We start from the raw sequence: 13,350 nt of genomic DNA on the forward strand, positions 1-13,350 counted from the left end.
ACCGGTCGCGCTCCGGCGCGCCGAACCACCTCGACCGGACTACGTTCGGCGGGTATGACCAGACCTGCGCGACTCGTCCTCGCGGCCCTCGCCGCGTCCGCCCTCCTCACGGGGACCGCCATGACCTCCTCCGCCGGCCCCGCGCCGATGCCCGACGCCGCCCGTCCCGCCGCGGACACCGCCCGGCACCACGGCCCCGACGCGTCCGACTGGTCGTGGACGCCGACGCCGACCGGCACGACGGAGCGCTTCCGCGGCCTCGCGCCGGTCTCGCGCGACGTCGCCTGGGTCAGCGGCACCAACGGCACGGTGCTGCGCACGACCGACGGTGGCACGTCGTGGCGCGACGTCAGCCCGGCGGGCCTCGGCACCGACGCGCTGCAGTTCCGCGACATCGAGGCCTTCGACGCGCGTCATGCCGTCGTGCTCTCGATCGGCGAGGGGACCGACTCGCGCATCCTGACGACCGACGACGGCGGCGCGAGCTGGACCGAGACCTTCCGCAACACCGACCCGGCCGCCTTCTACGACTGCCTGGCCTTCAGCTCGCCGCGCCGCGGCCTGGCCATGAGCGACCCCGTCGACGGGAAGTTCCGCCTCGTCGAGACCCGTGACGGCGGACGCTCGTGGTCGCCCGTCGACCCGGCCGGGATGCCGGGCGCCGAGGCCGGCGAGTTCGGCTTCGCGGCGTCCGGCACCTGCCTGAGCACCGGCGCCGGCGGCCGCACCTACCTCGCGAGCGGCGGCGTCGACCCGGCGCGACTGTTCACCTCGACCGACCACGGCCACACGTGGACCGTCGCCGACACCCCGGTCGCAGGTGGCGCGTCGGCCGGCATCTTCTCGGTGACCTTCCGCGACGCGCGTCGCGGCGTCCTGCTCGGCGGCGACTTCGCGGCCCCCACCGGTGCCGAGAAGAACGCGGCGTGGACCGACGACGGCGGCCGCACGTGGCACGCCTCGACCTCGAACCCGTCGGGCTACCGGTCCGGCTCGGCCTGGGTGTCGCACACGTCGCGGACGGTGCTCGCCGTGGGTCCGAGCGGCTCGGACGTGTCGACCGACGGCGGCCGCTCGTGGTCGACGTTCGACACCGGCAGCTTCGACTCGGTCGAGTGCACGTCCGACGGCGCCTGCTGGGCCTCGGGCGAGCAGGGTCGCGTCGGCGTCCTGCACCGCTGACGCGTCCGCCTGAGCCCCACCGCCGGCGAACGAGCCTCCACCCCGTCGAGTGGGCACTTGGTCTCGCTGGCGCCCGTGACAAAGTGCCCACTCGACCCGGGAATTCCCGTCGAGTGGGCGCTTGGTCTCGCTGGCGCCCGTGACAAAGTGCCCACTCGACCCGGGAATTCCCGTCGAGTGGGCGCTTGGTCTCGACGCGTCGGTCCCGAGGCGTCAGCGGGCGACCGCCGGGACGGCGCGGGCCACGACCTCGGCGAGCTCGCCTCGGGTCGGGCCCGGGTCGAAGGGGTGTCGCCAGCCGGTCGCGTAGACGGCGCGGGCGCGGTCCTCGGCCACGCGCAGGCTCGCCGGCAGGGCGGCCATCGCGGCGTACGGCCCGATGGCCTCGCCGATCGAGGGGTCGCGGTCGGCGGCCATCATGATGACGTCGGAGGGCAGCGGCCCGGACAGGTCGACGTCGTCGCCGGCCCACCGCCGGGCCTGAGCGGAGTCCATCTGCACGTGGTCCTCGACCCACGGGCGCATCCGCTCCTCACCGAACGCGTCGAGCCCGCAGGCCACGGCCTCGAGGTCGGTGCCGTGCTCGTCGACGAGCCGGAGCAGCTCGGCCACCTGGAGCAGCGACGTGGTGATGCCGCGTCCGAAGTTCGGCGTCGTCGTGCAGACCGAGTCGCCGACGAAGACGAGCCCGGGCAGTGCCGGCCTGCCGTCGGGCCCGCGCTGCCCGCGGTAGACGTTGAGCAGCGGGCCGCCGGGGAGCACGTCGGTCAGGGGCACGGCCACGGACGGGTCGGTCCACGCGGCGAGTCCGGGCACGGCGGCCGCGGCGGCCTCGAACGCCGCGCCGTGGCGCAGGTCGAGCAGGCTGCGGTCGGAGGTGTTGCGGATGATGAGGGCGGAGAAGATGCCCTGCTCGTGGAGGAAGACGAGCACGCCGAAGCCGTCGTAGCTGCCCTGCCAGGCGACGGGGTTGGTGAGCGGCGGCTGCTGCCCGGGCCGGAGCCGGTACTGGCGGTCGACGTAGGCGATGCCGCACTCGCCGCCGATGCCGGGAGCGCGGAGGTGGCGGTTGACCCGGCCGGACCGGCCCGAGGCGTCGATGACGAGGTCGGCGGGGACGTCGTGCCCGTCGACGCTGAGGCCCCCGACGCGTCCGCACCGGGTCGTGACGCCGTCGACGTGCCCGGTCGCGAGGGTGAGCCCGGGCTGGTGGGCGGCGGTGGACCGGACGGCGCGCTCGAAGGTCTCGCGGCGTGACCGCATGCCGCCGAGCACCTCGGTGCCGTCGGGCAGGGTCATGGTCACCGGTTCGGCTCCGGCCGCGAGCCAGGCGTCCCACGCCCCTGGCGCCACGTCGCGCAGCGTCTGGCCGACCTGGGCGCGGAAGGCGTGTGCGTGGTGGAACTGCATGACGCCGCGGCGGTCCCAGCGTCCGCCGGCCGGTGGCCCGGCGTCGCGGTCGACGGCGACGACCTCGTGCCCGCGGCGGGCGAGGCCGATGCCGGCGACGAGCCCGGTCGGTCCTGCTCCGATGATCGCGACCTTCACGATCATCACCCCCAGTTGGTGTTACTGTCGGTGTATTGACTTAACCCAGAGTGAAAGCACAGGGCGATGACGTCAAGCGGTTTCCGGGAACTGCGGTGAGTGCGGGCCCGAAACGGGCGTACGTGTCCGGTTTGCGTGAGGCACAAGCCCGCCGGACCCGCCGTGCCGTCGTCGAGGCGGCGAGCGAGCTCTTCGTCGAGCAGGGCTACGCGGCGACGACGATCGACGCGGTGGCCTCCCGCGCAGGTGTCAGCCGCAAGACGGTTTTCGACGCGGTCGGCGGGAAGGTCGCCCTCCTCAAGGAGGCGTACGACTGGGCGATCGTCGGCGACGACGAGCCGGTCGCGTTCTCCGACCGCCCTGCCATTCGCACCCTCCAGGCCACGACCGACCCCGCGGAGGCCCTGGACCGCTGGGTCCGCATCGTGCGCGACGTGGCGCGCCGCGTCGCGCCCATCGGCACGGTCCTCGTCCTCGCGTCCGACACCGACGCCGAGGCCGCGGCACTCAAGCGCACCGCCGACACCAACCGCCTCTTCGGGGCGCAGCAGTTCGTCCGGCACCTCGCGGCCGTGGGGGGCCTGCGTCCCGGGGTCACCCGCGCCACGGCCGCCGACGTGTGCTGGCTCTACATGGACCCGATGCTCTACAACCGCCTCGTCGTCGAGCGTCGGTGGTCGGTGGCCCGCTATGAGGCCTTCCTCCGAAATGCCCTCGGCGCAGCGCTTCTCGCCTGATGTGTGGCGTCGGCCGGCGGCCCGCGGGGCCGTTCCCGGCCGATGTTTTCGATCCGGCCACACGGGTATGGTCGAAGAGGTAACCACCTGTCCGCATCCTCGGGGGATGAAGGCGATAACCGTGACCCCTCACGAATCCCACCTCAACAGCGACGGAACGGTCTTCCCGCCGGTCACGCCCGACCCGCCCCTGCCGCCGGGGATGGAGGACATCCCGGTGCCCGACATCGTCCCGGTCCGCGCGCCCGACGGCCCCGACCGGGCCGTCGACACGCGGGACGCCTCTCGCGCCGCGCCCACCCCCGAGAGCGACACCGCCTCCGCCTGAGCGACGCCCGCCGCTGCACCGGCCGGCTGCCACCCGTGTGCTGACGCGTGCCCCGCGGGGTACGTGTGGCCCATGAGACTGCGGCGCAGCACCATCGACGGCCCCGGCGTGCGCCGCGTCCGTCGTGGCAAGGGGTTCGGCTACGTCGACGCCGACGGGAAGGTGATCGACGCCGACACCCGCGAGCGCGTCAAGTCGCTCGTCATCCCGCCGGCCTGGCAGGACGTCTGGATCAGCCCGCACCCCAACGGGCACATCCAGGCCGTCGGCACCGACGATGCCGGACGCCGCCAGTACCTCTACCACGAGAAGTGGCACGAGGCCCGGGGCCGCGAGAAGCACGACCGCGTGCTCGCCCTGGCCACGTGCCTGCCGGCCGCCCGCAAGCAGCTGGCGAACGACCTGCGCGACCGCGGTCTGGGCCGGCGTCGCATCACCGCGGCCGCGCTGCACATGCTCGATGCCGGCCTGTTCCGCACCGGCGGCGAGGAGTACGAGTCGCAGAACGGCTCGTACGGCGTCGCGACCCTGCTGCGCCAGCACGTCACCGTGAGCGGGGAGGACATCACCTTCGAGTTCCCCGCCAAGTCCGGGGTGCTGCGCGAGGCGGTCATGACCGACCAGCTGCTCGCCCGGCTCGTCCTGTCGCTCAAGCGGAGCAGCTACCCGGGGGAGCGGCTGCTCGCCCACCGCGACAAGACCGGCTGGCACGAGCTGCACTCGGCTGACCTCAACGTCGCCTTCAAGGAGCTCGTCGGCGACGAGTTCACCGTCAAGGACCTGCGCACGTGGGCGGCCACGGTGACGGCCGCCGTGGCCCTGGCGCAGACCGGTCCGGCCGAGACCGAGCGCGAGCAGAAGCGCGCCGAGAAGGACGCGATGAAGGTCGTCTCGGAGCACCTCGGCAACACCCCGGCCGTGGCGCGGCGCTCGTACGTCGACCCGCGGGTCCTCGACGAGTACGCCGTGGGGCGGACGGTCGCCCGCGGCCTGAGCCGGCTGACCAAGGCCGACCGGACGCGTCTGGAGAACGGCGAGCTGGTGCGGGTCCGCGACCGCGACGCCCTCGAGCGCGCCGTGATCCGACTCGTCAAGGGCGCCGCGTAGCGGCACCCGCACGGGGTACGGGCCCGGCGAGGACGACGGACCTCCGGCGTCACGACGAGAGGAGAACCCAATGCCGAATCGCAAGAGCCCCGGGCCCTCGGTGAAGGACGCGAAGACCTACGAGGCGCTGCGTGACGAGGGCGCCAGCAAGGAGAAGGCGGCCCGCATTGCCAACGCCGCCGCCAACACCTCCCGCTCATCGGTCGGCCGGAAGGGCGGCGAGGCCGGCAGCTACGAGGACATGACCAAGGACGAGCTGCTGAAGCGGGCCCGGGAGATCGGCATCGAGGGCCGGTCGTCGATGACGAAGTCCCAGCTGGTCTCCGCCCTCCGCCACCACTGAGCCTGCCCGGTCGCCGGTGACCGTGCCCTTCCGAGGTCGACGAGCTGGGTGTCCCTCCGGAGTGCCCGCTCCCGCATCCGTTCCGACGCGACGCGGGGCGCCGGCGTCGCTAGGGTGCGGGCACCACAACAGGGGAAAGGACACTCATGTCTGCACGCTTCACGGTACGGACCGTCATGACCGCCGTCGCCGCGCTGACCGCGGCGCTCGTCGTGCCGCTCACCGCCGCTCCGGCCCAGGCGAACTCGTTCACCAAGTACGTCTACCAGGGCAAGTTCTGGTACGACGACGGGGCGGACCAGTTCTGCGCCCGCGCCGACGAGACCAACATCAACGACCGGGCCGTCCTCGAGGTGACCCTCACGCCGTACGACAGCTCGCGGGGCCCGTCGATCTCCTTCGGTGACACCGACAGCCCCGGGGCGACGTGCCGCAGCCTCGCCACGGCCTACGAGGACACGTACTACAAGGCCGTCGTCAAGAGCCTGACGCACTTCGACCGTGTCGACGGCTCCACGTACGAGAAGACGGTCGTCAGCTTCTACAGCTGAGCGCCCTGCCCCGGCCTCCGGGGCGATCGACGCCCGACCCCTGCCGGTCCTCCGGCAGGGGTCGCCGCGTCGTGCGGCCGGTGCGCCTCAGGCGCCCGAGCCCTCCACGGCGCCGACCTCGACCTCGTCGGCCACCGCGTCGTCGGTGGCGTCCTGCCGCAGGTCGTCGGCCCGGGTGGCCGGCATGAGCAGCCCGGCCACGATGCTGACCGCCGCGGCCACGAGGACCGCGAGGAACACCGCGCTCGAGCCGGCACCGACGGCGTCGGGCGACGCGTCGCCGCCCGACCGCGCGATGACGGCGTTGGCGATGGCACCGAAGACGGCGACGCCGACGGCGCTGCCGACCGAGCGCATGAACATGTTCGAGCCGGTCACGACGCCCCGCTCGTGCCACGGCACCGACGCCTGGGCCGCGATGAGCGTCGGGGTGGCCACGAGCCCGAGGCCGAGGCCGACGACGAAGCACGACAGCGCGGTGGTCCACACGTTCGGGTGGGCGCTGACGAGCCAGAGCACGAGCGAGCCGACACCCGCGACGACCAGCCCGATGAGGGCCGTGGGCCGGAACCCGATCCGCAGGTACAGGCGGCCCGACTGGGAGGCCGAGACCGGCCAGCCGAGCGTCAGCGCCGCCACGGCGAGCCCGGCCACGAGCGGCGTCGCGCCGGTCGTCCGCTCGAGGAACGTGGGGACGTAGGAGGTGAGCCCGATGAGGACGCTGCCCACGCCGATGGAGATGAGCGAGGTGGCCACGATGAGCCGGCGGCCGAAGATCTGCAGCGGCAGCACCGGCTCGGCCGCCCGCCGCTCGATGACGACGAACGCCGCGAGGAGCACGCCGCCGACGACGAACGCACCGATGCTCTGCCACGAGGACCACGCCCACGCCTGGCCGCCCTCGAGCACGGCGAGGATGAGCAGCGTCATCGAGACGGTGAGGACGCTCGCGCCCGCGTAGTCGATGCGGTGCCGGCTGCGCTCGACGGACTCGTGGTAGCTGCGCCAGAGCATCCACGCGGCGAGGAGGCAGAAGGGGATGTTGACGAGGAAGATCCAGCGCCACGAGACGAACTGGGAGAAGACGCCGCCGAGCGTCGGGCCGACCACCGAGGACATCGCCCACACGGACGCGATGTAGCCCTGGGCCTTGGCGCGCTCGGCGACGGTGTAGATGTCGCCGGCGATGGTGATCGTCAGCGGCAGCACCGCGCCCGCGCCGAGGCCCTGGACCGCGCGCATGACGATGAGCGAGCCCATGTCCCAGGCCAGGCCGCACATGACCGAGCCGAGCAGGAACAGCGCGATGCCGAAGAGGATGACCGGCTTGCGGCCCAGGGTGTCGGCGAGCTTGGCGTACACGGGCACCGACACCGCCTGGGCGAGCAGGTACACGGAGAAGAGCCACGGGAACTGGGCGAGGCCGCCGAGGTCGTCGACGATCGAGGGCACGGCCGTGGCGATGATCGTGGAGTCGAGGGCGATGAGCGCCGTCGAGAGCATGAGGGCGATGAGGATGGGCCCCCGCTCGGACCGGAACCCCACGCCGCTGCGTCGCCGGGCCGCGGCGTCGGTGGGTGTTTGCTGATTCATGGCGCTCCTCGGGTCTGGTGGCGACACTGGAGGGACAAGTGGCTCGGCGTGCCCTGCATTCCCGGGCGGCGCGATCGGTCGTCGCCCGAGGGGGTACGGGGCCCTCAGCAGTCGCTGGTCCGGTCCCGTCCCGATGGCGCGGAAGGAACCCGATGGTCCGAACTCTCGGCATCGAGGAGGAGATGCTCCTCGTCGACGTCCGCAACGGCCGCCCACGACCGCTGTCCAGCCTGCTGCTCATCCGGGCCGCGCACGCACCGCCCGAGGTGGCCGGCGTCGGCGTGCACGGCGCGGTCGAGGGAGAGTTCCAGCAGCAGCAGATCGAGACGCACACCGCACCGGCCGCCGAGCTGTCGGTGCTGCGCCGGGAGGTGCAGCGGTGGCGGGCCGAGGCGATCCGGGCCGCCCGCGGCACCGGCTCGGGGGTGGCCGCACTCGCGACCTCGCCGCTGCCGGTGCACCCCGTCGTCGCGCAGTCGACGCGGTACTCGTGGATGGAGGACCGCTACGGCCTCATCGCGCGCGAGCACCTCATCTGCGGCTGCCACGTGCACGTGTCGGTCGACGGCGACGAGGAGGGCGTGGCCGTCATCGACCGGATCCGCGTCTGGCTGCCGACCCTGCTCGCCATCACCGCCAACTCCCCGTTCTGGCGGGGCGAGAGCACCGGGTACGCCAGCTTCCGCTCGCAGATGCTGGCCCGCTGGCCGTCGTGGGGTCCGCCGGACGTCTACGGCTCGGCCGAGGCCTACCACCGACGCGTGCGCGAGATGGTGCTCAGCTCGGTCATCCTCGACGAGGGCATGGTCTACCTCGACGCCCGGCTGTCCGAGCACTACCCGACCGTCGAGGTGCGGGCCGCCGACGTGTGCTTCACCGACGAGGAGGCCGTCGTCCTGGCGGCCCTGTGCCGCGCGCTCGTCGAGACGGCTGCCGGGGAGTGGCGACGCGGGCAGCCGCCACCGGACGTGCCGACCCAGCTGCTGCGCTTCGCCTCGTGGCAGGCGGGGCGCGACGGCATCGAGGGGCAGCTCATCGACTGGCGCAGCGGGCTGCCGCGGCCGTGCTGGTTCGTGCTCGGTTCACTGCTCGAGCACGTGGGCCCGGCCCTCGAGGCCGCGGGCGACCTCGTCACCGTGACCGAGGGACTGGACCGGCTGCGCGAGGAGGGCAACGGTGCCGTGCGCCAGCGGGACGTGTTCGCCCGGACGGGCCGGCTCACCGACGTCGTGGCCGAGGCCGTGCGCGTCACGGCCTGCCACGTCGACGCCTGAACCGGCTCACGCGTCGGTGGGGAAACGGACGTCCCGCGCCGTCGTGAAGGTGCGCCGGCCCATCTCCAGCTGGCTGAGCGCGTAGAGCAGGGCCGTGACGACGCCGACGACCACCGTCAGGGCTGTTCCTGCCCCCGAGGCGTCGGCGACCAGGGCGCCCAGGGTGCCGGCGACGAGCGTGTTGACGGCCATGAGGAAGACGCCGGTGCTGCCGACGACGTGCAGCACCGTGTTGCGACGGCGCCCCAGCGCGTACGTGTGCATGAGGCCTGCGTCGTCGTCGTGGATGCCCGCCGTGAGGTAGGGCGCCAGCTCCGGGACGAGGTCGACGTAGGCGTGCCGGATGCGGTTCATCGCGCGCACGAGGTCGGCGTCCTCGAGGCTCGCCGTGTTGATGCGGACCGCCGTCAGGGTGCCCATGACGAGGGCAGCCGACGCGAAGCCGATCGCGAGCACCCGGAACGGCGTGCCGAAGCCCGTGGCCTGCGCCGTCAGGGCGAGCACGACGAGGAAGGCCGACAGCACCGTGAGATGGATCTGGATGCGGCTCATGATCTCCGACCACGTCATCGACCGCGTGCCGAGCAGGCTCCAGTGCTCCGTCGAGAGGAAGACCGGCAGCGGGGAGGCTGCCGACCCCGAGGCTCCGGACGCCGAGGCTCCGGACCCCGCCGAGGGCTGCCCGGCGGAGGGGTCGGCACCGGGGAGCGGGTGGGTGCCGTCGGTCATGTCGCCGCTCCTTCGCGCGCACGGTGGTTGGCCTCCAGTGTGCGGCGCGCGAGCACCCGACGCTGCGGGTTCGGGGCCGAGGGAATGGGAGAGTGGGGCCATGCGTGAGCTGCCGGTGACCCTCGACCTGCCCCGTCCGTGGACCGCGCGGGTCCCCGACGCCGACGACGCGCCCGCGGTGGCTGCGCTGCTCGCCGACCACCAGCGCGCGGCCAAGGGGTCCTCGGGCGTCGACCCCGACGCCGTGCTCGGCCAGCTGGCCGGCATCGGGTCGTGGACGCGTCGGCAGGCCCTCGTCCACGACCCCGAGGGTGCGCTCGTCGCGTGGCTGTCGGTGCACGACCGGGCGGCGGGGCGCACCGTCGTCGAGGTCACGGTGGCGCCCGCGCTGCCCGAGGCCGACGCCGGGGCGCTCGCCGGCGCGCTCTTCGCGTCGGGTCGGCGGCACGCGCTCGACATCGCCGCGATGCGTGGCCTGCGCTCGACGCTTCTCGACTCGGGCGCGTACGCCGACGACCCGCGGCAGCAGGGCTGGCTCTCGGCCGCCGGGTACGAGTGCACGCGCACGTGGCTGCAGATGACCCGACGCGTCGCCCCCGAGGAGGCCACGAGCCTGCCCGGGCCGCGCGTGGGCGTCACGGTACGGCCCGTCGAGCAGCACGACGACGGCCTGCCGGTGGCCGCCGACCTGCAGGCGGTGCACCGGGTGCTCGAGGAGTCGTTCCAGGACCACTTCAGCAGCTACCGCGAGAGCTTCCCCGAGTTCGTCATGCGGCTGCGCGAGGACCCCGGCCACCGGTGGGACCACTGGTGGCTCGCCACGGTGCAGACCGACGACGGCGAGCTGCCGGCCGGCGCCGTCGTCTCCACCGTGCTGCCGCCCGACGCCGACGGGGTCGAGGGGAGCTACATCGACTACATCGGCGTGCACCGCAGGGCGCGCGGCCGCGGCGTCGCGAAGGCGCTGCTGCGCCGCGTCATCGCCGAGGCGGCGGCGCAGGGGCGCAACCGCGTCGGGCTCGAGGTGGACGCCGACTCACCGACCGGCGCCGACGGGCTGTACACGGCGATGGGGTGGGTGACCGACTACCGCACCCAGTCCTGGCACCAGCACCTCGACGTCGAGCGCTGAGTCAGGTCGCGGCGGCGCACGCCCGACGCGTCTCGGCCACGAGCGTCTCTGCGTCGCGCAGCGTCGCGGCGAGGGCCCCCGGTGTCGTGCCAAGGGCGCCGAGGAGGCGGTGGGCCCGGGCCGTGAAGTCGGTTGGCGCGATGGCGAGGTCACCGGCCTCGGCGACGGCCCCCTTCTCGTTGACCACCCACCGTCCCGCCCGCGCGTGCAGGCCGTGGGCGCACAGCGTCACGGCGCGGAAGACGCACCCGGCGACGTAGGTGGCATCGGCCCGGCCGACCGCCTTGCGTGCACCGGCGAGCAGGAGCTCGGCCTCCCATAGCCCACCGACCACGGCCGCGGTCAGGGCCGGTGGGTAGTCCTGAACCTGCTGCTGGAGGGTCGTGAGCGCGCCCGACGGGTCGGCGAGCACGACGCCGAGCGCCAGCTCACCGGCGTAGGCGAAGTCGGGCACGCCCAGCGGGTGGCCGGCCTGCGGGTGGAACTCGAACCGGCCCTCCTGCGCGTCGGCCCAGGAGCGGCGCACGCGGGCCACGTCGCGGTAGATCCAGTCGACGGCCGTGCCGTCGAGGTGCAGCCAGGCGCCGCCGTCGACCCACGGGCCCCAGCCGCCCGGGGCGGTCACCTCGGCCTCCGCGTCGCCGAGCCGCCGGGCCAGGATCTGGAGAGCGGCGACGTCGAGCGGGGCCTCGTAGTACAGGCCGAGGTCGACGTCCGAGTCGGGAGCGTGCCGGCCGCGGGCCCGGCTCCCACCGAGCACGACCCCGACGATGCCGTCCACCTCGACGAGGGCATGCGCGATCGCCTCCAGCTGCGGCTGCTCCATGCACCCATCCTGTCGCCCCACAACGCCGCAGGGCCCGCTGGATGACTTCGTCATTCCAGCGGGCCCTGCGGCGTTTGGTCGGGGTGACAGGATTTGAACCTGCGACCTCTTCGTCCCGAACGAAGCGCGCTACCAAGCTGCGCCACACCCCGGTTCGCTGCCGTTCGGGCGTACCCGGGGCAGCAAGCAGAGACTCTAGCGCAGGCCCCCGCCCATCTCCGAATCGGGCCCCCGGGCGCGGTCCCTCGCCTCCGGTGGGTCACTGTCGCGTCCGGTGCAGCAGGGTCGGAGGCGCCGTTCCCACGTCACTGCTGCGCCCGTGCAGCCCCGTGCAGCACTGTGCAAGCCGACTCTCCTACGTCAGTGCTCACTCTCGCTGAGCATTGACGCAGGAACCGGGGAGCGAGCTCTCCGGCCGGTGGCCCCTGCTGCGTCGCTACGTCAGTGCTCACTCTGGCTGAGCAGTGACGCAGGAGCCGGTGCGGGTGTGGTGCCGTCAGGCCTGAGAACGCGGCACGAGGGTCAGCAGGGTCGCCTCGGGGCGGCAGGCGAGGCGCACCGGCGCGGTCGGCGCAGTGCCGAGGCCGGCCGACACCTCGAGCCACGCGGCGTCGGCGGGCGCCTGCGACGACGGCGTCGATCCGGCGCCGGGCCACCACCGCGACACACCCTTGACGCGCGAGGTGTCGAGGTCGCAGTTGGTGACGAGGGCCCCGTAGCCGGGCACGCAGACCTGTCCGCCGTGGGTGTGGCCGGCCAGGACCAGCTGCGCGCCGTCGGCCGTGAACGCGTCGAGCACTCGCTGGTAGGGCGCGTGCGTCACGCCGATCGTCAGGTCTGTCGACGGGTCGGCGGGGCTGCGGACGAGGTCGAGCCGGTCGTAGCCCAGGTGCGGGTCGTCGACGCCGACGAGCTCGAGGCGTAGGCCGCGCACCTCGAGCACCCGGCGACGGTTCGTCAGGTCGGTCCAGCCGCGGTCGAGGCCACGGCGCAGGTCGTCGGTGGGTAGGCGCGGCGTCGAGCCGACGCCCTTGGCGTGGTGGCGCGTCAGGTACCGCAGCGGGTTCTTCACCTTCGGCGCGAAGTAGTCGTTCGACCCGAAGACGTAGGCGCCCGGCACGTCGAGGAGCAGGTCGAACGCGTCGAGCAGGGCCGGCACGGCGTCGTGCGAGGCGAGGTTGTCACCGGTGTTGACGACGAGGTCGGGGTCGAGCGAGGCGAGGCTGTGCACCCACGCGGCCCGGGCGCGCTGGCGCGGGACGAGGTGGATGTCGGACACGTGCAGCACCCGCAGCGGCCGGCTGCCCTCCGGCAGGACGGGAACCTCGAACCGCCTGAGCACGAAGGCGTTCCGCTCGACGAGCGAGGACCACCCGATCACTGCGGCCCCGGCGGCCCCGAGGCCGAGCACGGTCTTCGTCACGGCATGCATGGGCCTCATCCTCGCACCCCTGACCGGACCGGCGAGAAACCCGGCGAGGGCGTGCGGCGCGACCTGAGAGACTGACGCCATGAGCACCCTCAAGGATCAGCTGAAGTCCGACCTCACCGCCGCGATGCGCGAGCGAGACCAGGTGCGGTCCGGCTCCATCCGCATGGCCCTGACCGCCGTGACGAACGAGGAGGTCGCCGGCAAGGAGCACCGCGAGCTGTCCGACGACGACGTGCTCAAGGTGCTGGCCAAGGAGGCCAAGAAGCGTCGCGAGGCGGCCGAGGCCTACACCGGCGCCGGCCGTGCCGAGCTGGCCGCGAAGGAGGAGGCCGAGCTCGCGGTGCTGGAGACCTACCTGCCGAAGCAGCTCGGCGACGACGAGCTCGAGTCCATCGTCCGCGAGGCCGTCGCTGCGTCCGGCGCGACGGGGATGCCCCAGATGGGGCTGGCCATGAAGGCCGCGAACACCGCCGTCGCCGGGCGTGCGGAGGGCGGTCGCGTGGCCGCCGTCGTCCGGCGCGTCCTCGCCGGCTGAACCACCTGCCGCAGACCTGACGAAGGGGCCGAC

At 73.4% G+C, this 13,350-nt stretch carries 14 protein-coding genes and 1 tRNA gene; 9 read left to right on the top strand and 6 right to left on the bottom strand.

All coding sequences use genetic code 11. The features are described 5' to 3' along the window. Positions 1-54 precede the first annotated feature (54 nt). Positions 55-1,182: a WD40/YVTN/BNR-like repeat-containing protein gene (locus tag BIV28_RS01610; protein ID WP_207555698.1), complete on the top strand. Its 1,128-nt coding sequence runs from the start codon at positions 55-57 to the stop codon at positions 1,180-1,182. Between the two features lie 213 nt (positions 1,183-1,395). Here BIV28_RS01610 and BIV28_RS01615 read toward each other — a convergent pair whose 3' ends face one another. Further along, the gene (locus BIV28_RS01615; RefSeq protein WP_083706945.1) at positions 1,396-2,736 is read right to left on the bottom strand and encodes an FAD-dependent oxidoreductase; all 1,341 of its coding nucleotides are present in this window, start codon (positions 2,734-2,736) and stop codon (positions 1,396-1,398) included. A 116-nt stretch (positions 2,737-2,852) separates the two neighbouring features. On the opposite strand from BIV28_RS01615, the gene BIV28_RS01620 reads away from it, so the two are divergent. From BIV28_RS01620 to BIV28_RS01640, 5 genes are all read left to right on the top strand, one after another. Beyond that, positions 2,853-3,467, top strand: coding sequence for a TetR/AcrR family transcriptional regulator (locus tag BIV28_RS01620; RefSeq protein ID WP_207555700.1), 615 nt, complete (start codon positions 2,853-2,855; stop codon positions 3,465-3,467). Positions 3,468-3,588: 121 nt separating this feature from the next. Next, the gene (locus BIV28_RS01625) at positions 3,589-3,795 is read left to right on the top strand and encodes a hypothetical protein (RefSeq protein ID WP_207555701.1); all 207 of its coding nucleotides are present in this window, start codon (positions 3,589-3,591) and stop codon (positions 3,793-3,795) included. A gap of 72 nt (positions 3,796-3,867) precedes the next feature. Then, entirely contained in the window at positions 3,868-4,902 is a 1,035-nt protein-coding gene (locus BIV28_RS01630) for a DNA topoisomerase IB (protein ID WP_076258720.1), read from the top strand. Positions 4,903-4,972: 70 nt separating this feature from the next. After that, positions 4,973-5,245, top strand: coding sequence for a DUF7218 family protein (locus BIV28_RS01635; RefSeq protein ID WP_076258721.1), 273 nt, complete (start codon positions 4,973-4,975; stop codon positions 5,243-5,245). A 146-nt stretch (positions 5,246-5,391) separates the two neighbouring features. Next, entirely contained in the window at positions 5,392-5,796 is a 405-nt protein-coding gene (locus BIV28_RS01640; protein ID WP_076258723.1) for a hypothetical protein, read from the top strand. An 87-nt stretch (positions 5,797-5,883) separates the two neighbouring features. On the opposite strand, the gene BIV28_RS01645 is transcribed toward BIV28_RS01640, so the two are convergent. Beyond that, positions 5,884-7,389, bottom strand: coding sequence for an MDR family MFS transporter (locus BIV28_RS01645; protein ID WP_076258725.1), 1,506 nt, complete (start codon positions 7,387-7,389; stop codon positions 5,884-5,886). A gap of 152 nt (positions 7,390-7,541) precedes the next feature. On the opposite strand from BIV28_RS01645, the gene BIV28_RS01650 reads away from it, so the two are divergent. Next, complete coding sequence (locus tag BIV28_RS01650) at positions 7,542-8,663, top strand: glutamate--cysteine ligase (RefSeq protein WP_076258727.1); 1,122 nt, start codon at positions 7,542-7,544, stop codon at positions 8,661-8,663. 6 nt (positions 8,664-8,669) lie between these two features. Here BIV28_RS01650 and BIV28_RS01655 read toward each other — a convergent pair whose 3' ends face one another. Continuing rightward, positions 8,670-9,392 carry a hypothetical protein gene (locus BIV28_RS01655; RefSeq protein ID WP_076258729.1) on the bottom strand — a complete coding sequence of 241 codons (723 nt, stop codon included), beginning with the start codon at positions 9,390-9,392 and terminating at the stop codon, positions 8,670-8,672. 100 nt (positions 9,393-9,492) lie between these two features. Here BIV28_RS01655 and BIV28_RS01660 point away from each other — a divergent pair, with 100 nt between their 5' ends. Continuing rightward, positions 9,493-10,524, top strand: a complete 1,032-nt coding sequence (locus BIV28_RS01660; protein WP_076258731.1) for a GNAT family N-acetyltransferase — start codon at positions 9,493-9,495, stop codon at positions 10,522-10,524. Between the two features lies 1 nt (position 10,525). On the opposite strand, the gene BIV28_RS01665 is transcribed toward BIV28_RS01660, so the two are convergent. The 3 genes from BIV28_RS01665 to BIV28_RS01675 form a co-directional block, all read right to left on the bottom strand. Beyond that, complete coding sequence (locus BIV28_RS01665) at positions 10,526-11,350, bottom strand: nucleotidyltransferase domain-containing protein (RefSeq protein ID WP_076258732.1); 825 nt, start codon at positions 11,348-11,350, stop codon at positions 10,526-10,528. Positions 11,351-11,425: 75 nt separating this feature from the next. After that, positions 11,426-11,502: transfer RNA gene (locus tag BIV28_RS01670), tRNA-Pro, on the bottom strand. A 344-nt stretch (positions 11,503-11,846) separates the two neighbouring features. Further along, on the bottom strand, positions 11,847-12,782 hold the full coding sequence (locus BIV28_RS01675; RefSeq protein ID WP_076258734.1) for a metallophosphoesterase: 936 nt from the start codon (positions 12,780-12,782) through the stop codon (positions 11,847-11,849). 79 nt (positions 12,783-12,861) lie between these two features. Between BIV28_RS01675 and BIV28_RS01680 the strand changes: the two genes are divergently transcribed. Beyond that, a complete protein-coding gene (locus tag BIV28_RS01680; protein WP_076258736.1) occupies positions 12,862-13,317 on the top strand; it encodes a GatB/YqeY domain-containing protein in 456 nt (151 codons plus the stop codon). Positions 13,318-13,350: the final 33 nt, after the last annotated feature.

The sequence above is a fragment of the Intrasporangium flavum genome (assembly GCF_001956915.1).
GTDB lineage: Bacteria > Actinomycetota > Actinomycetes > Actinomycetales > Dermatophilaceae > Monashia > Monashia flava.